Here is a 19,823-nt window from a genome sequence, read left to right as displayed (position 1 = left end):
ATCTTGTCGTATCCGGCTCCAACGGCGGAGCCTGCGAAGTGCTGATACACCAACCGAGGGCACACGAAAGCACTGCATACGCCCACGCGCACCGAGGCGCGCGACGGTCCAGAAGTCGGAGGCCACGAGGAACATGAGTGACGGCCAGCACGCCACTCCTGGGTCTTCGGGCGACGGACCCAACCGATGGCTTACCCGAAGTGCGCCGCCGCCACCACACGCCGCGCCGTGGGAGCGCAGCGGAACTTCGGATTCCGGCGAGCTGACGAAGAACGAGTCGGCAGGAAACCACACCGACGGCGTCACCGTCGCCGACCTGATCGCCAAGGTGCAGGGCGCCGAAAGCGTGCCCGAGGAGTTGCGGCGGCCCCGGCAGGAACCCGAACCGGAGCCTGAACCGGAGCCGAAGGCCCCGCCCACCGAGATCCTCGCCCCGGTCGTCGAGGACCACGATCCGGACACCGAGGTTATTCCGATCGTGGCGGGGTACGCCTCCGAAGTGCCCGATCTGGCGGCACTGCGCCCCCGTGACAGGGTGCAGCCGTCGCGCGTAGGCACCGGACGCGGCCGCAGAGTTCCTGCGCCGACCCGGCGCCGCCTGAGGAAGACGGCGGCCGCAGGCCGCGCCGCCGCCGCCCTGATCGCCGTGGCCACCCTGGCCGTCACCGGCGGGGCCTGGCAGTGGCAGTCCTCGAAGAACAACATGCTCAACAAGGTCTCCGCGCTCGATTTGAATTCGCGCGACATCGTCGACCCCAATGCGCAGTTCGGCGACGAGAACTTCTTGATCGTCGGCGTGGACAGCCGCATCGGCGAGAACAGCGATATGGGCGCGGGCAGCACCGAGGACGCCGCGGGCGCGCGATCCGACACCATCATGCTGGTCAACATCCCGGCCAACCGCAAACGCGTTGTCGCCGTGTCGTTTCCGCGTGACCTCGAGATCACGCCGACGAAGTGCCAGCACTGGGATCCAGACACCGGCGAGTACGGACCGGTCACCGACACCGAGTCCGAGATGTACGGCCAAAACGAGGTCTACACGGAGACGAAGATCAACTCCGCGTACGCGGTCGGCGGCCCCAAGTGCCTGGTGAAAGTGATCCAGAAGCTGTCCGGGTTGTCCGTAAACCGCTTCATGGCAGTCGATTTCGCCGGCTTCTCCAAGATGGTGGACGCGATCGGCGGCGTCGAGGTGTGCAGCACCACGCCGTTGGAGGACTACGAACTGGGCACTGTGCTGGCCAACGCCGGCCGCCAGATCGTCGACGGCCACACCGCGCTGAACTACGTCCGCGCCCGCCAGGTCACCACCGAGACCAACGGCGACTACGGCCGGATCAAGCGGCAGCAGTTGTTCCTGTCGTCGCTGCTGCGGTCGCTGATCTCGAAAGAAGTGTTCTTCTCGTTGTCCAAGCTCAACAACGTCGTGAACATGTTCATCGACGACAGCTACGTCGACAACATCAAGACCAAAGACCTTGTCGATCTTGGCCAGTCGATCCAGGGTGTGAACGCGGGCCGGATCACCTTCGTCACCGTGCCGACGGTCGGCTATGCCGACGAATACGGCAACGAGGTCCCGCGCACCGACGACATGCGGGCGCTGTTCGACGCGATCATCAACGACGATCCGCTGCCCGAGGAGAAGAACCCGGACAACACGCCGGTGCCCGGTACGCCGGAGTCGCAGACCAGCGAACCCGAAGCGACGCAGGCGCCCGCCCCGGAGAATGCCGAGTTGGTGAGCGCGGTGACCACCAATCCGCAGGACATCACCGTGCGGGTGTCGAACTCGACCGGTGAGAACGGGCTGGCCGCGACCGCGGCGACCGAACTGCAGTCCCACGGCTTCAACGTGACCAGCCCCGACGACTACCCCGGCCCGCTGTCGGCGACGACGGTGTTCTTCTCGCCGGGCAACGAGCAGGCGGCCGCGACCGTCGCGTCGTCGTTCGCCAACCCGACCATCGAGCGGGTGTCCGGGATGGGCGACGTGGTTCGGGTGGTGTTGGGCAACGACTTCTCATCGGTCACCCCGCCGTCGCCGAGTGGCTCGCCCGTACAGGTTCACGTCATGAAGGGCGCCAGTGCGCCGCCAACGCACCTGCCCGAGGATCTGACCGTCACCAACGCCGCCGACACCAGTTGCGAATAACGCGCATCGGCTCACCCATTTAGGCAGGTGGCATTCACCTTTCGTTCACCGCCTGCGTCGTGACGTTGTGCCTAGTCAAGCCGTAGGCTTGGGTGTATGCGAACCGCATACCACGACCAACTGGACGCGCTCACAGCTCAGCTCGGCGAGATGTGTGGACTGGCCGGCGCCGCGATGGAACGCGCCACCCAGGCCCTGCTGCAGGCCGATCTGGTGCTGGCCGAACAAGTCATCACCGACCACGAGCAGATCGCGGCGATGAGCGCCAAGGCCGAGGAGAGCGCGTTCGTCCTGCTGGCGCTGCAGGCCCCGGTCGCGGGTGATCTGCGGGCGATCGTCAGCTCGATCCAGATCGTCGCCGATGTCGACCGGATGGGCGCGCTGGCATTGCACGTCGCCAAGATCGCCCGCCGCCGTCACCCGCAGCATGCGCTGCCGGAAGAGGTCAACGGCTACTTCGCCGAAATGGGCCGCGTCGCAGTCGAATTGGGCAACAGCGCGCAGGAGGTGCTGCTGACCCGTGACCCCGAGAAGGCCGCGCGGATCCGCGAAGAAGACGATGCGATGGACGATCTGCACCGGCACCTGTTCACCGTGTTGATGGACCGGGAATGGAAGCACGGGGTCGCCGCCGCCGTCGACGTGACGCTGCTCGGCCGGTTTTACGAGCGGTTCGCCGACCACGCCGTCGAAATCGCCCGCCGGGTCATCTTCCAGGTGACCGGCAACCTCCCCGACGAAGAGGAGATGGCCGCGCGCTGAGTTTCTCTTGCGCGAGCAGACGCAAAAGGTCCCGACACGCCGGAAATTTGGCGCACTTTGCGTCTGCTCGCGCGGAGAAAAAGTCAGCCGAAGCGGCCCGAGATGTAGTCCTCCGTGGCCTTCTCGTTCGGGTTGGAGAAGATCTTCTCGGTGTCGTCGATCTCGATCAGCCGGCCGGGCTTACCCGTCGCCTCCAGGTTGAAGAACGCGGTCTGATCGCTGACGCGGGCGGCCTGCTGCATGTTGTGCGTGACGATCACGATCGTGAAGTCCTGTTTGAGCTCGGCGATGAGGTCCTCGATCGCCAGCGTCGAGATGGGGTCCAGCGCCGAGCACGGCTCGTCCATCAGCAACACGTCGGGCTGCACGGCGATCGCGCGGGCGATGCACAGTCGCTGCTGCTGACCGCCCGACAGCCCGCCGCCCGGCCTGTCGAGCCTGTCCTTCACCTCGTTCCAGAGGTTGGCGCCCCGCAGTGATCGCTCGCACACATCGTCGAGCATCTTGCGGTTGCGAACGCCCTGCAGCTTCAGCCCGGCCACCACGTTGTCGCGAATCGACATGGTGGGGAAGGGATTTGGCCGTTGGAACACCATACCGATGGTCTTGCGCACGCCGACCGGGTCGACGCCTGGGCCGTAGATGTCCTCACCGTCGAGCAGCACCGATCCTTCGACGCGGGCGCCGGGAATGACCTCGTGCATGCGGTTCAGCGTCCGCAGCACCGTCGACTTGCCGCAGCCCGACGGCCCGATGAACGCGGTCACGCTGCGGGGCTGCACCGACAGCGCTACATCGGCGACGGCGTGGAAGGAGCCGTAATAGATGTTGACGTCTTTGAGGTCCAATCGCTTGGCCACTGAAAGCTCCTAAACCTTCTTGGGGGCGAAGATACGCGCGACGACTCGCGCCCCGATGTTGAGTAAGGCGATCAACAAAATCAACGTCAGTGCGGCGCCCCATAGTCGGTCGGTGGGCACTGGATCCGCGCCGGCCCCCGCCGAGATCTGGTCGTACATCATGCCGGGCAGCGATCCCATGAAACCGCTGAAGATGTCGAAATTCATGGCCTGCGCATAACCCACCAGGATCAGCAGCGGCGCGGTCTCACCCATCACGCGGGCCAACGCCAGCATGATGCCGGTGATGATGCCCGACAGCGCGGTGGGGATGACGATGCGCACGATGGTCTTCCACTTCGGCACGCCCAGTGCATAACTGGCCTCGCGAAGGTCCATCGGAACGATGCGCAGCATCTCCTCGGTGGCACGCACGATCACCGGAATCATCAGCAGCACCAACGACAGTGACACCGCGAAGCCGGACCGCTGGAACCCGAGCGTGGCCACCCACAGCGCGTAGATGAAGAGGGCGGCCACGATCGACGGGACACCAGTGAGGATGTCCACCATGAAGGTGGTCAGCTTGCCGAGTCGGGTGCCGCCGCCGTATTCGACGAGGTAGACGGCGACCATGATGCCGATCGGGATCGAGATGATCGCGCACACCAAGCCCTGCAGCAGCGTGCCGACGATGGCGTGGTAGGCGCCACCGCCGGCCTGGAAAGCGGTCATTCCGGCCTGTGAATGGGTGAACCACACCGGTGAGGTGATCGCTTTGAAACCCTTGGTGATCACCGAGTACAGCACCCACAGCAACGGCACCAACGCGACGACCAACGATGCGGTGACGAGCACGGTGGCGATGTTGTTGGCGAGCTTGCGGCGCAGGCTGACACCCTGAAAGGTGGTGACCTTGACCGGGCGGTCCAGTGTGGAGGTCACTTCGCCCCCCTTCCGGCGACTGCGGCGCGCGCCGCCGAGTTCACCACGAACGTCAGGATGAACAGCACCAGGCCCGCCGCGATGTAGGCGCCCGCCTTGTACTGGTCGTTGAATTCGCTTGCGGTGGCGGCGATTTTGCTTGCGAACGTGTAGCCGCCGTCGAACAGTGACCAGCCGAACGCCTTTTGAGTGCCGCGCAGCACGATCAACAGCGCGATCGTTTCACCGAGCGCGCGACCGAGGCCGAGCATCGCACCGCTGATGTAGCCGGAAAGGCCGAACGGCAGCACCGTGGTGCGCACCACCTCCCAGCGGGTGGCGCCCAACGCAAGTGCGGCCTCGATCTGGCCGCGCGGTGTCTGCACGAACACCTCCCGCGTCACCGCCGTGATGATCGGCAGGATCATCACGGCCAGCACGATGCCTGCGGTGAAGATCGTGCCGCCGCCGGCCACCGAGGCGTTACCGGTCTTGAATAAAAAGATCCAGCCGAGGTTCTCGTTGAGCCACAACGCAAACGGCTTCAGCACCGGCGCCAGTACGTACAGTCCCCACACGCCGTAGACGATCGACGGCACCGCGGCGAGCAGGTCGACCATGTACGCCAGCGGGCCCGACAGTCGCCGTGGTGAGTAGTGGGTAAGAAAGATCGCGATACCCAGCGCGACGGGCATGGCAAGGATCAACGCGAAGACCGACACGAAAACCGTCACCTGGAGTAGGTCGCGGATGCCGAAGTGCATCGCCGATGTGTCTGTGGTGATCCAGTTTCCGCCGTAGAGGAAGAAGTTCTCCTCGTTGCGGGCGAGCGCGGGAATCGCGCGCCACAACAGAAACGCGCCGATCGCCGCGATGATGACGACGATCAGAATGCCCGCACCCTCCGCGAGGCCGCGGAAGATCCTGTCTCCCAACCGGACCTTCGCGCCCTTCGCGGGATTGGTGGGAATGGGCTCCGGTTCAGGGAAGGGTGAAGCGATCACTTCACCCGATCCCGCGTCGGACGGGTTAGGCAGCCCGCTAGCTTCCGTCACATCGAGCCTATCGGTCATCGGTTCCCGTTACCCATCCTCACTGCAATAGTGCTGTCGCGCCGGACAACTATGCAATTGCGTTGACCGATTTGAGCAGACGCTCCTTGAACGAATCCGGCAGCGGCACGTATCCGGCGGGCGACAGGTTGGCCTGGCCCTGGTTGGCGGACACCGTCAAGAACGACTTCACCGCTGCCGCGGTGTCGGCGTCGTAGCCCTTGCTGCACACGACCTCGTAGGTGGCCAGCATCAACGGGTAAACACCGGCCTCCTTGCTGGCGTACAGGGCGTTGAGGTCAAGCGTCAGGTCGTTGCCCGTGCCCTGGATCTTTGCCGCGGCGACGGCGGCCTTGGTGGAGTCGTCGGTGAGCGCGACCGGCCCGGCGCCGCTGTCGATCTCGGCGGTCTTCAGGTTGGCCGCTGCGGCCGGGCTCTTCTCGACATAGCCGATGGAGCCAGGGGTGGCCTGAATGGCCTGCACAACGCCGGACGACTTCTGCGCGCCCTCACCGGCGCCGCCCTGGAACTCCTTGCCCGAACCCTTGGTCCACGTCTGTGGCGCCGCGGCGGCCAGGTACTTCTGGAAGTTGTCGGTGGTGCCCGACGAATCCGAGCGGTAGACGGGCTTGATGTCGGTGTCCGGCAGGTTGGTGCCGCTGTTGAGCGCCGCGATCGCCGGGTCGTTCCACTTGGTGATCTGGCCCTGGAAGATCTTGGCGAGCACCTCACCGTTGACCACGAGCTTGTCGACGCCGTCGATGTTGTATGCCATCGCCACCGGGCCGAACACCAGCGGCAGGTTCCACGCTTCGTTGCCGCCGCAGCGCTGGGCCGCCTTCGGCTTCTGGTCGTCGCTCAGCGCCGAGTCGGATCCGGCGAAGTCGACCTGCTTCGCAATGAACTGGTCGACGCCCGCGCCCGACCCGGTGGGGTTGTAGGCCAGCGTTTTTCCTGAGCACACCTGGCCCCACACCTTGTTGAACTCCGCGATCGCGTTCTGCTGAGCCGTCGACCCCTCGGCGGTCACCGAGTTCTTGCCCCCGCAGTCGGCCGCAGCGGACGCGGTGCCCGTCCCCGAAGCGCTCGTGGAGGGCGCCGCGGTGTTGTTGTCGCTACCGCAGGCGGTCAGCGTCAGCGCGGCGACCGCCGTCGCGGACAGGGTCGTACCAAGCGCCTTGCCAATGCTGTTGAGCTTCACTGATCCCACTTTCGAATTTGACTGCTGAACTCCACGGCAACGTATGCGGCCCCAGTAGACGGCTCTGAGATGGAACGTGAACGAAGAGTGAACAGGTCGGCTAGTTCACAGGTGGTGCTGCGTAGGCCGCATCGACGCTGAATACCTCGAAACCAAGGCGTTCATACGTGTTCACCGCGGCGGAGTTATCTGCCTCCACGTAAAGCATCACAGTCGGTTCTGCGCTTTCCGACAGCCGCGCGGCAAGGTAATGCAGCCCGGCCAGTGTGAGCGTGGCACCGAGGCCGCGGCCCTGCGCCGCCGGATCCACGCCGACCACATAGACCTCGCCGAGATCGGCGCTGTGCCGCTTCGTCCAGTGGAAGCCGGCCAGCTTGTCGGTGTCGGAGTCGAACGCCATGAACAGGCCTGCGGTGTCGAACCAGGGCTCACCGCGGCGCTCGGCGATGTCGGCCTCGGTCCACCCGCCCTGTTCCGGGTGCCAGGCGAATGCGGCGTTGTTCACCCGCAGCAGTTCTGCGTCGTCGGTGGGACCCGAATACGTGGTCAGGCGGATCCCGTCGGGGACGGTCAGCGGCGGCAGGTCGGTCAGCGGCCTGCGCATCTGCAGCAGCTCGCGGACGACGACGAGGCCGAGTGCGGCCGCGGTGGCCCGCGCGGGCGCCAAGTTGCCGTGGGCCCAGATGCGGGCGTCGGCGCCGCCCTCGGACAGGCCGGTGCGCACCATCACCGAGCCGATCCCGCGCCGCCGCGCGTCGGGATGCACCACCGCCTCGGCCATCGCGGGCTGGGCGGTCAGGTTCAGATAACCGACCACGTGATCGCCGTCGACGGCCAACAGGTGGCGGGTGCGGTCGTGCGCCAACTCGCGCAACGCCTGATCACCGACGGGCGCGACGCCGTCGACTTGTCGCGCCACCGCGATCAGTTCGCGGATGTCGTGCTGCTCGGCGAGGGAAAGGCTTGGGCGCCAACCGATTTCAGTCACTGACTGCGCAGCGGGTCGACCAGCGCGTCGGGCAGGCTGTCGGGCGCCTCATAGCCGCCTGCCTCGTCGACCATGTCGTCGGACACCTCGGCACCCGCGGGGGCCGGGCGGCCGCGGGCGGGCCGCACCGCCTTGTATCCGACGTTGCGCACCGTGCCGATCAGCGATTCGTACTCCGTGCCCAGCTTGGCCCGCAGCCGCCGCACGTGGACGTCGACGGTGCGGGTGCCGCCGAAGAAGTCGTAACCCCAGACCTCCTGCAGCAACTGCGCGCGGGTGAACACCCGGCCCGCGTGCTGGGCCAGATACTTCAACAGTTCGAATTCCTTGTACGTGAGGTCCAACGGCCTGCCGCGCAGCCGGGCGGTGTAGGTGCCCTCGTCGATCACCAGTTCCCCGAGGCTGATCTTGCCGACGTTCTCCTGGTTGGCGACCCCGCCGCGGCGGCCGACCAGCAGTCGCAGCCGGGCGTCGATCTCGGCAGGGCCGGTGCTGGGCAGCAGGATCTCGTCCAGGCCCCATTCCACGTTGACGGCGACGAGGCCGCCCTCGTTGACGACGGCCACCACGGGGACCGACGTGCCCGTCGTCCCCAACAGCCGACACAGGCCGCGAGCGGCGGCCAGGTCAGTACGCGCATCGACGATCGCCACATCCGCGGTGCCTGCTTCGAGAAGGGAAGACACCTCTGTCGGTGCGGTCCGCACGTTGTGCGCGAGCAGCGCCAACGACGGCAGCACGGATTCGGGATGCGGGTCGACGGTCAGTAGCAATAGATCCAACTGGCCCTCCAGCAGCCATAGGGACCTCGCCTGGACAACGATGTCGGTGGTGACTTCCCAGATTCACGCCTGACATATGGCCGTTACCGGCCGTTAGTCATCTAACGATAGCGCGCCACCTGCTCGTTAGCCGCGCCGAAGAGGGCAACGACTGTCCGTAGGCCAGAATGTCCGGGTGCGGAAGGTGCTGATCGGTGCGATCGCGACGGTAACCGCGGTGGTCGTCGGCGCCGTCGGAACCGACTTCGGCGCCGCTATCTACGCCGAGTATCACCTGGCCAGAAGCGTGCGCACGGCCGCGAACCTGGATTTCGACCCGTGGGTCAGCATCCTGGGCTTCCCGTTCATCACCCAGGCCAGCCGCCATCGGTACAACGAAATCGAGATCAAGGCCAGTGGCGTGGATCACCCTGTCGTCGGCAAGGTCGGACTCGAGGCGACCCTGCATCAGGTCGACGCTTCACAGACGTCCTGGCTGATCGGTCCGGACGCCAGCCTGCCGGTCGGCGAGGTGGAAAGCCGCATCATCATCGACTCGACCCATGTCGGCCGCTTCATGGGCATCCCTGACCTGCTGGTGGAGGCGCCGTCGCGGGAGACCAACGACGCGACGGGAGGCACCACCGAGTCGGGCATCTCGAGCAACCGGGGGCTGGTGTTCACCGGCACTCCCAGGAAGGCGGATTACGACAAGAAGGTCAGCATCGCCGTCGATCTGTCGATCAGCGGGCCGGACCAGACGACGCTGGTTTTCACCGCGACCGGGGTGCTGACCGGCGCAGGCACCGCTGACCAGGAGATTCCTGACGACAAACTGCCCGCGGTGCTGGCCGCGTTCAGCACCAGCATGCCGGGCCAGAAGCTGCCGTTCGGCGTCCGTCCGACCAGTGAGGGCGCCAGGGGTTCGGACATCATCATCGAGGGCATTACCAAGGGAGTAACCGTCCCGCTTGATCGGTTTCGATTGTCATGAGCTCTTCGGTGGTGCTGGCCGTCACGGTGTTGATCGCGGCGCTTGGCGTCGCCTTCGTCGTCGGCAGGCTGCTGACGCTGCGCGCCGGGATGTTGAAAGCCGCCTCCGAGGCCAGCGACGTCGACACTTCGGGCCTGGGACTTTCCGAGAGTGGACCGACGATCCTGCATTTCAGCGCGGAGTGGTGCGGGCCGTGCGCAGCGGTGCGACGGGTGGTGGACCAGGTCTGCGAGGAACTGCCCGGTGTCGCACACGTCGAGATCGACATGGACGTCAATCCCGAAGCCGCCCGGCGACTTTCAGTGCTGTCGCTGCCGACGACAGTGATCTTCGACGCCGACGGTCGGCCGCGGTATCGCACCAGCGGCGTCCCCAACGCCGCTGACCTGCGGTCCGCGGTGCAACCGCTGTTGGCTTGATCACCCTGTCATTGGGTAAGCTGTCTGCCGTGCCCGCCCGCCTCGAGCCGATGCTCACCAAGCGCCGCGCAGTCGATCTGTGCCGCGTCGCGGGTTGTTGCTGTTGTTGTTGTAGCTGCTGAGCGCAGCCGCGCGAGTTAAAGCGCGTCCGCTCGGAGCAGCCGGTCCGGCCTGCTCATGCCCAGCCCCCTCCAACGCAACAGGAGTCTGCTTCATGTCGACCAACACCACAGCCACGCAAGTGGATGTGCGGGGTCCCCGGTTCGCCGCATGGGTGACGACGGTCGTGATCGTGGCGACGCTGCTCGCCGCGGGCGTCAGCCTCCTCGCCGCTGCCGTGATCCTCGGCGCCCAGGCCGTCGTCTTCGCCATCGGCGCATGGCAAGGACCGCGCCGGCATCCCTACGGGGTGATTTTCCAGCGCTTCGTCGCGCCCAGGCTCGGGCCTGTCACCGAGAAGGAACCGGCCGCACCACTGAAGTTCGCGCAGTTGGTCGGCTTCGTGTTCGCGGTCGTCGGTGTCGTCGGATTCGCCTCGGGCGTCGAACTTCTCGGCTTGATCGCCACCGGCTTCGCGCTTGTGGCGGCGTTTCTCAATGCGGCCTTCGGTATCTGCCTCGGCTGCCAGATCTACCCGCTCGTCGCACGCGTCCGGAAACGGGCGAGTGCACCGTCCACCGCATAACGCTCAAACAGTAAGCAATCGAAAGGATTTCGTTCATGGCACGCTCCGACGTCCTGGTCAGTACGGACTGGGCCGAGAGCAATCTCAACGCGCCTAACACCGTTTTCGTCGAGGTCGACGAGGACACCAGCGCCTACGACGGCGGCCACATCGAGGGCGCCGTCAAGCTCGACTGGAAGACCGATCTGCAGGATCCGGTGCGCCGGGATTTCGTTGATCAGCAGCAGTTCTCCAAACTGCTCTCCGAGCGCGGTATCTCCAACGACGACACCGTGATCCTCTACGGCGGCAACAACAACTGGTTCGCCGCATACGCCTACTGGTACTTCAAGCTGTACGGCCACGACAACGTCAAGCTGCTCGACGGTGGCCGCAAGAAGTGGGAGCTCGACGGGCGCCCGCTGTCGAAGGAGCCGGTGAAGCGTCCGGAGACCAGCTACACGGCCAAGGCCCCGGACAACAGCATCCGTGCCTTCCGCGATGAGGTCATCGCGGCGATCAACCAGAAGAACCTCGTCGACGTGCGCTCCCCCGACGAGTTCTCCGGCAAGATCCTCGCGCCCGCGCACCTGCCGCAGGAGCAGAGCCAGCGGCCCGGGCATATCCCCGGTGCCATCAACGTTCCGTGGAGCAAGGCGGCCAACGAGGACGGCACCTTCAAGTCCGATGAGGAGCTGGCCAAGTTGTACGCCGAGGCCGGCCTCGACGGCGAGAAGGAAACCATCGCGTACTGCCGGATCGGTGAGCGCTCGTCGCACACCTGGTTCGTGCTGCAGGAACTGTTGGGACACAAGAACGTCAAGAACTACGACGGCAGTTGGACGGAATACGGCTCCCTGGTGGGTGCCCCGATCGAGTTGGGAAGTTGATATGTGCTCTGCACCGAAGCAAGGACTGACGTTGCCTGCCAGCGTTGACCTCGAGAAGGAGACGGTGATCACCGGTCGCGTCGTGGACGGCGCGGGTCAGGCCGTCGGCGGCGCGTTCGTGCGCCTGCTGGACTCCTCCGACGAGTTCACCGCCGAGGTCGTCGCGTCGGCCACCGGTGACTTCCGGTTCTTCGCTGCGCCAGGTACGTGGACGCTGCGCGCGCTGTCGCCTGCGGGCAACGGCGACGCGAGCGTGGCGCCGTCCGGGGCGGGCATCCACGAGGTCGACGTCAAGGTCGCCTGACGACGAAGGCGGCTCGGCACGAGCCGACGAGGAGTCGGGCAATTGGGGTTCGCCTGACGACGAAGGCGGCTCGGCACGAGCCGACGAGGAGTCGGGCAATTGGGGTTCGCCTGACGACGAAGGCGGCTCGGCACGAGCCGACGAGGAGTCGGGCAATTGGGGTTCGCCTGACGACGAAGGCGGCTCGGCACGAGCCGACGAGGAGTCGGGCAATTGGGGTTCGCCTGACGACGAAGGCGGCTCGGCACGAGCCGACGAGGAGTCGGGCAATTGGGGTTCGCCTGACGACGAAGGCGGCTCGGCACGAGCCGACGAGGAGTCGGGCAATTGGGGTTCGCCTGACGACGAAGGCTGCGGCCGGGTGAGACCGGCCGCAGCACGGCTTTCGCCGCGAAAACGCTCCAAAATTTGCTGTACCGGCCCACCATTGTGGGTAGCTCCCGCGCCGTCGCGTGGAGACAACCACGATGAACAGGGTCGATCATGAAATTCGCAATTGGGGGATTCGCGACAACACTCTTCGCCCTCCTCGCCATAGCTACCGCTCCCGCGTCGACGGCCAGCCCGGACGACGACTTCCTCGCCGCTCTGACCAGGAGCGGCATCTCGTTCCCGCCGCAGGTGGGACTCAACCTCATCAGCGCGGGCCACAACGTCTGCGCCAAGTTGGCCAAGGGTGACCCGTACGACGACGTCGTTTCCTACGTCTCCAAGGGTCTGGGCAACAACAAGGGTCTGACGAAGAGTTTCATCAGCGCCGCGACCAGTACGTTGTGCCCCGATCAGGGCTGAGCGCCCGTGTGATCGCAGCCACCACCACCGCCGAGAATCGGTGCGCCCTCGGCGGCTAGACTCACCGCCGTGGTGTTGTTCTTCGAGATCATGCTCGTCGCGGCCGTCGTGGTGATCACGTGGTTCGCGCTGTACGCGCTCTACCGCCTCATCACCGACGAGTCGTGACCTCCGGCGACGACGCCGTCGCGGCGGCGGCCGAACGAGCCAAGAGCACGGCGGCCCGCAACATCCCGGTGTTCGACGATTTGCCGCTGCCTGCGGACACCGCGAACCTGCGGGAGGGCGCGCACTTCAACGACGCGCTGCTGGCGCTGCTTCCACTGGTCGGGGTGTGGCGCGGTGAGGGCGAGGGCCGCGGCGCCTCCGGTGACTACCGGTTCGGCCAGCAGATCGTGGTGTCGCACGACGGCGGTGACTACCTGAACTGGGAGGCGCGCTCCTGGCGGCTCACCGAGAACGGTGAGTACGAGGCCCCCGGCCTGCGCGAAACCGGCTTCTGGCGCTTCGTGGACGATCCCGCCGATCCGTCGGAGTCCCAGGCCATCGAACTGCTGCTCGCACATTCCGCGGGCTACATCGAACTGTTCTACGGCAGCCCCCGCAACCAGTCGTCGTGGGAACTGGTCACCGATGCGTTGGCACGCAGCAAGTCGGGAATGCTCGTCGGCGGCGCCAAGCGGCTCTACGGCATCATCGAGGGCGGCGACCTGGCGTATGTCGAAGAGCGGGTCGACGCCGACGGCGGGCTGGTACCGCATCTGTCCGCGCGGCTGTCCAGGTTCGTCGGCTAGTGCGGGCGCTGGCCCTGGCCGCGGGAGTCGCGGCGGCGGCATTGCTCGCCGCCTGCTCGTCGAATTCGCCTGCGCCCCAACAATCTTCGACGTCGGTCGCCCCGGCGGGCCACGGTAGTCTCGCGCACTGCCTCAGCGAGCACGGCGTGCCGGCCGCACCCGGTCCGGCCGCGGGTCCGCCGCCCGGCGTCGACCAGAACACCTGGCATCAGGCAATGCAGGCCTGCTCCTCTTTCGCGCCGGGGCCCGCAGGTTAAGCCAGCAGCGGCGCCCTGCCCACATCGGCCAACCACGTCTGCTCGAGGCGGCCAAGGGTGCCGTCGCCGTGTAGCTGGTCGACAGCCCACGAGACGCACCGAGTCAACGCGCTGCCCTTGTCGAGCACTATCCCAAGCTGCTCGACATCTCCTGGGGCACTTGGCAATTGGCCCACCATCAGACCCTCCCGCAACTCGTTTGCGACCGCGAAGGCGGTGGGCAGATCGGCCACCAACGCGTCGATCTCACCGGTGCTGAGGGCCATCTTGGCGTCGCCGTTGGTGTTGTACACCTCGATCGGGATGTCGCCGTTCACCGACTCCGCCGCCGTGTAGCTGGTAGTGCCGACCTGGGCGCCCAGCCGGACCTTCTTCAGCCCGCGCACGGTCGTGACCGTCGCAGCGGGCGACGACTTCACCGTGACGACGGCTTGGGTCACCGTGAAATACGGTGCCGAGAAATCGACTGCAGCCCTGCGCTGTTCGGTGATCGAAAATTCCGAGAGGTTGGCGTCGAAGGTCTTGGGGCCCGGCGCCAGCGCCGCATTGAACGGCACCCGCACCCAACGCACCTCGTCGCGCGTGTAGCCGAACTTCTCCGCGACGGCGTAGGCCACCGCCGCTTCGAATCCCTCGCCGCTGGCCGGGTTGTCGCCCATGTACCACGGGGGATACACCGGCTGGTCGGTGCCGAAGGTGAAAATGCCCGGGTATAGCGTCCCCAGCGCGTCCTTCTTGCACTTGTCGGCGGTAGGGGCCGACGTGTCATCGGAAATCGGGGCGCATGCCGCGCTCACCGCGGCGAGGGCTGCCACCGCCACTTTGGCCACCCGCCACACGCCATGCATCATCGCGCACCGAGTTATCTGGTGCCAGCATCGGGGTGGTCCAGGCATGAAGCGGCCCCCGAGCCGTCGTACCTGGTTGGACAAGACCGAGGGGCTCGGGGGCCGGGTGACTGCGGGGAATTCGCCAGCGCGCGCAGGAGACTCCCCCGGTGCTGCTAGCTCGCAGCCACCTCACATGTCCGTAAGTCAATCAATTGGTCGGACCACCTCCTTCCTTGTGTACAGGCGACGGTACCTGCGTATCCGCACGGCGACAACCGATTTAGGGCTGCGTCGGGGTTTGGAACCAGCGCGCGCGTTGCGCGGCGACCGGTTCGTGCTTGCCTTTCACGGCAAGATGTTCGAGCGGTCCGACGGGTTCATCGAGGAAGTCCGCGAGGCGTTGGGCCACCACCACTTCCCCGCTGCCTGCGCACGCCTGCAATCGGGCCGCGGTGTTCACCACGTCGCCAATCGCCGTGAAGTCACTGATGGCGCCGCGTCCGCCGATGTTTCCGACGAACGCCTCGCCGTAGTCGAGGCCGACTCCGAGGTCGAGGGCCGGGCCCTCCCGACTTCCGTAGCCGAGACCGGCGAGCAGCAGGCGGGCGTGCTCGAGCATGACCTTCGCCACCGTTCGCCGGTCTGCGTCCTGCGGCTTGAAGGAGCTTCCTGCGACGAAGATCGGCAGATACAGCGCCATCACCTCGTCGCCGATCAACTTGTCGATCAGCGCTTCAGGGAACAGCACGTCCTCGGCGACGGAATACAGGCGTCGCAACAGCGCGGTCGCCTCCTGCGGCGTGATGGATTCCGAACGCGCGGTAAACCCGCGCAGGTCGGCGAACATGACACCCACCTCTGTGGTGATACCGCCCGGCGGTGCCAGCTCGACGCACGTCGCGCACAGGTTCGGATTCTTGCGCGACGGGCGGAACCCCAGCGGCCGAACGAACCGGCTGCCGATGCCGGCGAACGGCGCCCCGCACATGCCACATCGCGGGCTCGACGGCAATGCGCGCATCACCCGATGTACCGCCCGCGTGCTTCTGACGGTGGAGAACTCGAAGTAGGCCTGCCAATCGTCCGAGGTCAAAGGCTGGCCCGGCCGCAGCCCGGCGTGTTTCACCAGCCGACGCAACGCCATCCGTTGGTACCGCGTCAGCGGGACGTCCGCAGACGTGTCCCCCACTCGCCCAGCATGTCGTATTCGTCGTGCGATGTTCAGCGATCGGACACGATTGCCGCGTCGACCAATTCAGCCAGATCGGCCGCCATCGGCGCAGGCGGCAGCAGCTTGCCGTCGAGGGTGTGCACCCTGGCAGCGAGCGTGATGCTCGACACCAACCAAACACCCTGCGCCGCAAAGAGATCCGCCGGGGTCAAGGTGCGGTAGTCGCAGTCGAAGCCCTTGTTACGGGCTACCTCGAACAACGCCTGCTGCGTGGTACCGCGCAGGATCGGATACCACGGCGGCGGTGTCAGCAACGCTGGTGTGCCGTCGAGTTCCGTCGCGATCACCACCGTCGAGCGCGGCCCCTCCAGCACATTGCCCTCGGCGCTGACGAAGATCACATCCCCCGCGCCTTGGCGCTCGGCGTGCCGCAGCGCGGCCATGTTCACCGCGTACGACAAGGTCTTCGCGCCCGCCAGCAACCACGGCATCTCGGTCGCGCAGTCCGACGGCAGGCCGCGCGCCAGCGTCACCGCGGCCACTCCCTTGCGGCGGGCGTCGGCGACCCGCGCGGGAAGCTGGCCGATCGTCGCGTATGCGGTGCATGGCGATCCGCTTTCCCTGCCCCGGCTGTACACCAACCGCAGCACGCCTTCGTCGCCGCCGTCGGCGATCCACCGCTCGACACCGACCGCCACCGCGGCCCGCCACTGCGCCAACTCGGGTTCAGGCAGATCGGTCATCCGCGCCGACTGCGTCAACCGGGCGAGGTGCGCCTCCAGCAGGCATGGCCTGCCGTCGCGCACCAACAGCGTCTCGAAGACACCGTCACCGCGGACGGCGGCCAGGTCGTCCGCGAAGAGCAGGGGTGCCGCGGGGTCGTGCAGTTCGCCGTCGAGGGTGACGACCACTCCGGGTGCGCTGGCCATGGCGTAGAAGCGTAGCCCTCGTAGAGTTGAGGACATGTCCGCAGTTCCCGCCCCTGAGACCGGACCCGATGCGGGGGCCGTGTGGCACTACGGCGATCCGCTCGGCGAACAGCGCGCGGCCGCCGAGGCCGCCGTCGTCGTCGACCGCTCGCACCGTGCGGTCCTCACGCTCACCGGCGCCGACCGCAAGACCTGGCTGCACAGCATCTCGTCTCAGCACGTCAGCGAGCTACCCGACGGCGCCGTCACCCAGAATCTGAGCCTCGACGGGCAGGGCCGTGTCGAAGATCACTGGGTGCAGACCGAGCTCGACGGCGTCACATATCTGGACACCGAACCGTGGCGCGGCGACCCGCTGCTGGCCTACCTCCGCAAAATGGTGTTCTGGTCCGACGTCGCCGTGGCACCCGCCGACTTGGCGGTGTTGTCACTGCTCGGCCCCGGGCTGGCCGACCAGCAGGTGCTCGACGCGCTCGGAGTGACCGCGCTACCTGCCGAGGGCACGGCGGTGTCGCTACCCGACGGCGGATTCCTGCGCAGAATGCCGGGTGACCGCCAGGAACTCGACCTCGTGGTGCCCCGTGAGCAGGCCGGTCAGCGACGGCAGCGACTCATCGACGCGGGGGTGCGCGCCGCAGGCGTGTGGACCTATGAAGCGCATCGCGTCACGGCCCTGCGGCCCCGCCTCGGCGTCGACACCGACGAGCGGACCATCCCGCACGAGGTCGGCTGGATCGGCACCGCGGTGCACCTGGACAAGGGCTGCTACCGAGGCCAGGAAACCGTCGCCCGGGTCCATAACCTGGGTAAACCGCCGCGGATGCTGGTGCTCGTGCATCTCGACGGGTCCGCTGAGCGGCCCGCGACCGGCGACCCGCTGCTGGCCGGCGGCCGGCCCGTCGGCCGGGTGGGCACCGTGGTCGACCACATCGACGAAGGTGCCGTCGCCCTGGCTCTGGTCAAGCGCGGACTGCCGGCCGACACCCCGTTGACCACCGGCGGCGAGGCGGCCGTCGCGGCCGTCATCGACCCCGATTCGGTACCGCCCACCGACGCGGTGGGCGCCGGGCGGCTCGCCGTGGAACAGCTACGCGGCCGAGCGCGTTGAGCCAACTGTCTGATCCACGGCTCAGCCGCGGGTCGCCTGTTTCGCGGCTCGGCCGTGACCGGGCCTGCCAGCGCACATCAGCCGGGCACGGTAAAGTGTTGGCAGGACAATAAAGACACACAGATCGGAGCCGCCTGATATTGGGCCGCTCCGTTATTGCGCGAGGGGGTACCCCCATGGGCCGCGGCCGGGCTAAGGCAAAGCAGACCAAGGTTGCTCGTGAGCTTAAATACAGCTCACCGCAGACGGATTTCGAACGGCTACAGCGCGAGCTGGCGGGTTCCGACAATCCCGGCGATCTCAACGGCGCCGACACCGAAACCGACGATTGGGCCGCCGAGGACGACTGGCGGCGGTAACCCCTTCTAGAAGCGCGGGTGCTGGCCCACCAGGCTGGCACGGGGACTGTCCTTGCTGCCCTTCTTGACGGTGCCCAAGGTCCAGCAGTCCAAATGCCTGGCGGTCAGTACGGCCAGTGCGCGGTCGGTGTCCTCCGGCGCGACGACGGCCACCATGCCGACGCCCATGTTGAACGTCTTCTCCATCTCCACCCGCTCGACGCGGCCACGCTGCGCGATCATCCCGAAGACCGGCGCAGGCGTCCACGTGCCGCGGTCGATCTCGGCGATCAGTCCGGGCGGGATGACCCGCTCCAGATTTCCGGCCAGCCCGCCGCCGGTGACGTGGCAGAAGGTGCGCACCTGAGTCTCAGCGGCCAGCGCCAGGCAGTCCTTGGCGTAGATGCGGGTGGGCTCCAGCAGTTCTTCGCCGAGTGTGCGGCCGAACTCCTCGACATGCCCGGCCAAATTCATCCGGTCGATGTCGAGCAGCACCTTGCGCGCCAGCGAGTACCCGTTGGAATGCAGCCCGGTCGACGCCATCGCGATGATCACATCGCCCGGTTTGACCCGCTCGGGCCCGAGCACGTCGTCGGCTTCCACCACGCCGACGCCGGTGGCCGAAATGTCGTAGTGGTCGGGCGCCATCAGCCCCGGATGCTCGGCGGTCTCACCGCCGAGCAGCGCGCAGCCCGCCATCACGCAGCCGTTGGCGATGCCTGACACCAATTCGCTGACCCGCTCGGGGACGGTCCGGCCGACGGCGATGTAGTCCTGCAGGAACAACGGTTCGGCCCCACACACCACCAGGTCGTCGACAACCATCGCGACCAGGTCGATACCGACCGTGTCGTGCTTGTCCATGGCCTGCGCGACAGCCAGCTTGGTGCCGACACCGTCGGTCGACGACGCCAGCAGCGGCTCGCGGTAGCCGCCGCGTAACGCGAACAACCCGGCGAAGCCACCGAGTCCGCCTCGAACTTCAGGCCTGGTGGCCTTCTTGGCCAGCGGTTTGAACAGTTCGACGGCGCGGTCACCGGCTTCGATGTCCACACCAGCCGATGCGTAGGAGATGCCGTGTTGTTCGGCTTGATCCGTCATCGACAGCAAGGCTACCGTCGTTGCCCACCGCTGGGTAACCGGTCGAACGGCAGCGGTTCTCCCAGATCGACCGCCATGATCGCGCCCGCTGTGGGAATGTGACCGACCATGAAAACAGTTCGCTGGTTTGCGCTCCTCGGCACGGCGATCACGCCTGCCGCCACGGCCGTGGCGGCGACGGCGTCCGCCACGGCCCCGGTCATGACCGACGCGGTGACCATCTCGCAGGCCACGGTCGACGGCATCGACTACATCACCCGGGAGATCACCATCCAACCCGGCGGCAGCACCGGCTGGCACTACCACGACGGCCGGGTGTTCGGCGTCGTCCGCGAGGGCACGCTGACCCGCACCATGGGCGACTGTTCTGTCATCGCGTCTCCGCAAGGCTCGGCGGTCACCGAGGAAAGCGGACCCAACGCGGCGCACAACGGCCGCAACCTCGGTCCCGGTCCGGTGAAACTCTGGGTTGATTACATCCAACCCGCGGGTACTCCGCTGGCTGTGGAAGTGCCCGATCCCGGCTGCGGATAGGGCCCAGATCGGG

General features: G+C 66.7%; 24 protein-coding genes. 14 read left to right on the top strand and 10 right to left on the bottom strand.

Going from position 1 to position 19,823, the window contains the following annotated elements; genetic code table 11:
- Positions 1-133: 133 nt before the first annotated feature.
- Together C1A30_RS30365 and phoU are read left to right on the top strand one after the other, a co-directional pair.
- Positions 134-2,158, top strand: coding sequence for an LCP family protein (locus C1A30_RS30365; protein WP_101951940.1), 2,025 nt, complete (start codon positions 134-136; stop codon positions 2,156-2,158).
- 96 nt (positions 2,159-2,254) lie between these two features.
- Positions 2,255-2,920 carry a phosphate signaling complex protein PhoU gene (gene phoU, locus C1A30_RS30360; protein ID WP_101951938.1) on the top strand — a complete coding sequence of 222 codons (666 nt, stop codon included), beginning with the start codon at positions 2,255-2,257 and terminating at the stop codon, positions 2,918-2,920.
- Between the two features lie 83 nt (positions 2,921-3,003).
- On the opposite strand, the gene pstB is transcribed toward phoU, so the two are convergent.
- From pstB to C1A30_RS30330, 6 genes are all read right to left on the bottom strand, one after another.
- Positions 3,004-3,780: a phosphate ABC transporter ATP-binding protein PstB gene (gene pstB, locus C1A30_RS30355; RefSeq protein WP_101951937.1), complete on the bottom strand. Its 777-nt coding sequence runs from the start codon at positions 3,778-3,780 to the stop codon at positions 3,004-3,006.
- Positions 3,781-3,789: 9 nt separating this feature from the next.
- Complete coding sequence (gene pstA / locus C1A30_RS30350; RefSeq protein ID WP_101951935.1) at positions 3,790-4,704, bottom strand: phosphate ABC transporter permease PstA; 915 nt, start codon at positions 4,702-4,704, stop codon at positions 3,790-3,792.
- Positions 4,701-5,756 (bottom strand): phosphate ABC transporter permease subunit PstC, encoded by a 1,056-nt coding sequence (gene pstC, locus C1A30_RS30345; protein WP_101951934.1) that lies wholly within the window; start codon positions 5,754-5,756, stop codon positions 4,701-4,703. The genes pstA and pstC overlap by 4 nt, the downstream gene beginning before the upstream one ends.
- 49 nt (positions 5,757-5,805) lie before the next feature.
- A complete protein-coding gene (pstS, locus tag C1A30_RS30340; RefSeq protein WP_101951932.1) occupies positions 5,806-6,936 on the bottom strand; it encodes a phosphate ABC transporter substrate-binding protein PstS in 1,131 nt (376 codons plus the stop codon).
- Between the two features lie 100 nt (positions 6,937-7,036).
- On the bottom strand, positions 7,037-7,924 hold the full coding sequence (gene mshD / locus C1A30_RS30335) for a mycothiol synthase (protein ID WP_101951931.1): 888 nt from the start codon (positions 7,922-7,924) through the stop codon (positions 7,037-7,039).
- On the bottom strand, positions 7,921-8,706 hold the full coding sequence (locus C1A30_RS30330; protein ID WP_067794954.1) for a response regulator transcription factor: 786 nt from the start codon (positions 8,704-8,706) through the stop codon (positions 7,921-7,923). The genes mshD and C1A30_RS30330 overlap by 4 nt, the downstream gene beginning before the upstream one ends.
- A 175-nt stretch (positions 8,707-8,881) precedes the next feature.
- Here C1A30_RS30330 and lmeA point away from each other — a divergent pair, with 175 nt between their 5' ends.
- The 9 genes from lmeA to C1A30_RS30280 all read left to right on the top strand — a co-directional run bounded on the left by lmeA (position 8,882) and on the right by C1A30_RS30280 (position 13,799).
- Entirely contained in the window at positions 8,882-9,679 is a 798-nt protein-coding gene (gene lmeA, locus C1A30_RS30325) for a mannan chain length control protein LmeA (protein WP_101951930.1), read from the top strand.
- Complete coding sequence (locus C1A30_RS30320) at positions 9,676-10,098, top strand: thioredoxin family protein (RefSeq protein ID WP_101951928.1); 423 nt, start codon at positions 9,676-9,678, stop codon at positions 10,096-10,098. The genes lmeA and C1A30_RS30320 overlap by 4 nt, the downstream gene beginning before the upstream one ends.
- A 29-nt stretch (positions 10,099-10,127) precedes the next feature.
- Positions 10,128-10,220, top strand: coding sequence for an Ms5788A family Cys-rich leader peptide (locus tag C1A30_RS36545; RefSeq protein ID WP_367776342.1), 93 nt, complete (start codon positions 10,128-10,130; stop codon positions 10,218-10,220).
- Positions 10,221-10,312: 92 nt separating this feature from the next.
- On the top strand, positions 10,313-10,783 hold the full coding sequence (locus C1A30_RS30310; protein WP_101951926.1) for a DUF4395 domain-containing protein: 471 nt from the start codon (positions 10,313-10,315) through the stop codon (positions 10,781-10,783).
- Positions 10,784-10,818: 35 nt separating this feature from the next.
- Positions 10,819-11,652: a sulfurtransferase gene (locus tag C1A30_RS30305; protein ID WP_101951925.1), complete on the top strand. Its 834-nt coding sequence runs from the start codon at positions 10,819-10,821 to the stop codon at positions 11,650-11,652.
- 1 nt (position 11,653) lies between these two features.
- Positions 11,654-11,956, top strand: a complete 303-nt coding sequence (locus C1A30_RS30300; RefSeq protein WP_067794968.1) for a DUF1416 domain-containing protein — start codon at positions 11,654-11,656, stop codon at positions 11,954-11,956.
- Positions 11,957-12,439: 483 nt separating this feature from the next.
- On the top strand, positions 12,440-12,748 hold the full coding sequence (locus C1A30_RS30295) for a DUF732 domain-containing protein (protein WP_101951923.1): 309 nt from the start codon (positions 12,440-12,442) through the stop codon (positions 12,746-12,748).
- A gap of 164 nt (positions 12,749-12,912) precedes the next feature.
- The gene (locus tag C1A30_RS30285) at positions 12,913-13,542 is read left to right on the top strand and encodes an FABP family protein (RefSeq protein ID WP_101951921.1); all 630 of its coding nucleotides are present in this window, start codon (positions 12,913-12,915) and stop codon (positions 13,540-13,542) included.
- Positions 13,542-13,799: a hypothetical protein gene (locus C1A30_RS30280; protein ID WP_101951919.1), complete on the top strand. Its 258-nt coding sequence runs from the start codon at positions 13,542-13,544 to the stop codon at positions 13,797-13,799. The genes C1A30_RS30285 and C1A30_RS30280 overlap by 1 nt, the downstream gene beginning before the upstream one ends.
- On the opposite strand, the gene C1A30_RS30275 is transcribed toward C1A30_RS30280, so the two are convergent.
- From C1A30_RS30275 to C1A30_RS30265, 3 genes are all read right to left on the bottom strand, one after another.
- Positions 13,796-14,650 (bottom strand): ABC transporter substrate-binding protein, encoded by an 855-nt coding sequence (locus tag C1A30_RS30275; protein ID WP_101951918.1) that lies wholly within the window; start codon positions 14,648-14,650, stop codon positions 13,796-13,798. The two genes, C1A30_RS30280 and C1A30_RS30275, sit on opposite strands and share 4 nt — an antisense overlap.
- A gap of 259 nt (positions 14,651-14,909) precedes the next feature.
- On the bottom strand, positions 14,910-15,818 hold the full coding sequence (locus tag C1A30_RS30270; protein WP_235010266.1) for an adenylate/guanylate cyclase domain-containing protein: 909 nt from the start codon (positions 15,816-15,818) through the stop codon (positions 14,910-14,912).
- A gap of 32 nt (positions 15,819-15,850) precedes the next feature.
- On the bottom strand, positions 15,851-16,729 hold the full coding sequence (locus tag C1A30_RS30265) for an aminodeoxychorismate lyase (RefSeq protein WP_101951916.1): 879 nt from the start codon (positions 16,727-16,729) through the stop codon (positions 15,851-15,853).
- 34 nt (positions 16,730-16,763) lie between these two features.
- Between C1A30_RS30265 and C1A30_RS30260 the strand changes: the two genes are divergently transcribed.
- Both C1A30_RS30260 and C1A30_RS30255 read left to right on the top strand, forming a co-directional pair.
- The gene (locus C1A30_RS30260; RefSeq protein ID WP_101951915.1) at positions 16,764-17,837 is read left to right on the top strand and encodes a folate-binding protein YgfZ; all 1,074 of its coding nucleotides are present in this window, start codon (positions 16,764-16,766) and stop codon (positions 17,835-17,837) included.
- Positions 17,838-18,013: 176 nt separating this feature from the next.
- On the top strand, positions 18,014-18,196 hold the full coding sequence (locus C1A30_RS30255; RefSeq protein WP_101951913.1) for a DUF3073 domain-containing protein: 183 nt from the start codon (positions 18,014-18,016) through the stop codon (positions 18,194-18,196).
- A gap of 6 nt (positions 18,197-18,202) precedes the next feature.
- On the opposite strand, the gene purM is transcribed toward C1A30_RS30255, so the two are convergent.
- Positions 18,203-19,276: a phosphoribosylformylglycinamidine cyclo-ligase gene (gene purM / locus C1A30_RS30250; RefSeq protein ID WP_101952991.1), complete on the bottom strand. Its 1,074-nt coding sequence runs from the start codon at positions 19,274-19,276 to the stop codon at positions 18,203-18,205.
- 108 nt (positions 19,277-19,384) lie between these two features.
- Between purM and C1A30_RS30245 the strand changes: the two genes are divergently transcribed.
- Positions 19,385-19,810 (top strand): cupin domain-containing protein, encoded by a 426-nt coding sequence (locus C1A30_RS30245; protein ID WP_101951912.1) that lies wholly within the window; start codon positions 19,385-19,387, stop codon positions 19,808-19,810.
- Positions 19,811-19,823: the final 13 nt, after the last annotated feature.

It is taken from the genome of Mycobacterium sp. 3519A, from assembly GCF_900240945.1.
In the GTDB taxonomy this organism is placed as follows: Bacteria; Actinomycetota; Actinomycetes; order Mycobacteriales; family Mycobacteriaceae; genus Mycobacterium.
The sequence above is the reverse complement of the archived record's forward strand: the minus strand, read 5'-3'. Positions and strand labels throughout refer to the sequence as shown.

Coding starts and splice junctions, on each gene's coding strand:
- C1A30_RS30365 (WP_101951940.1), top strand. CDS start 134: ATGAGTGACGGCCAGCACGCCACTCCTGGGTCTTCGGGCGACGGACCC.
- phoU (WP_101951938.1), top strand. CDS start 2,255: ATGCGAACCGCATACCACGACCAACTGGACGCGCTCACAGCTCAGCTC.
- pstC (WP_101951934.1), bottom strand. CDS start 5,756: ATGACCGATAGGCTCGATGTGACGGAAGCTAGCGGGCTGCCTAACCCG.
- C1A30_RS30320 (WP_101951928.1), top strand. CDS start 9,676: ATGAGCTCTTCGGTGGTGCTGGCCGTCACGGTGTTGATCGCGGCGCTT.
- C1A30_RS30310 (WP_101951926.1), top strand. CDS start 10,313: ATGTCGACCAACACCACAGCCACGCAAGTGGATGTGCGGGGTCCCCGG.
- C1A30_RS30305 (WP_101951925.1), top strand. CDS start 10,819: ATGGCACGCTCCGACGTCCTGGTCAGTACGGACTGGGCCGAGAGCAAT.
- C1A30_RS30300 (WP_067794968.1), top strand. CDS start 11,654: ATGTGCTCTGCACCGAAGCAAGGACTGACGTTGCCTGCCAGCGTTGAC.
- C1A30_RS30295 (WP_101951923.1), top strand. CDS start 12,440: ATGAAATTCGCAATTGGGGGATTCGCGACAACACTCTTCGCCCTCCTC.
- C1A30_RS30275 (WP_101951918.1), bottom strand. CDS start 14,650: ATGATGCATGGCGTGTGGCGGGTGGCCAAAGTGGCGGTGGCAGCCCTC.
- C1A30_RS30265 (WP_101951916.1), bottom strand. CDS start 16,729: ATGGCCAGCGCACCCGGAGTGGTCGTCACCCTCGACGGCGAACTGCAC.
- C1A30_RS30260 (WP_101951915.1), top strand. CDS start 16,764: ATGTCCGCAGTTCCCGCCCCTGAGACCGGACCCGATGCGGGGGCCGTG.
- C1A30_RS30255 (WP_101951913.1), top strand. CDS start 18,014: ATGGGCCGCGGCCGGGCTAAGGCAAAGCAGACCAAGGTTGCTCGTGAG.
- purM (WP_101952991.1), bottom strand. CDS start 19,276: ATGACGGATCAAGCCGAACAACACGGCATCTCCTACGCATCGGCTGGT.
- C1A30_RS30245 (WP_101951912.1), top strand. CDS start 19,385: ATGAAAACAGTTCGCTGGTTTGCGCTCCTCGGCACGGCGATCACGCCT.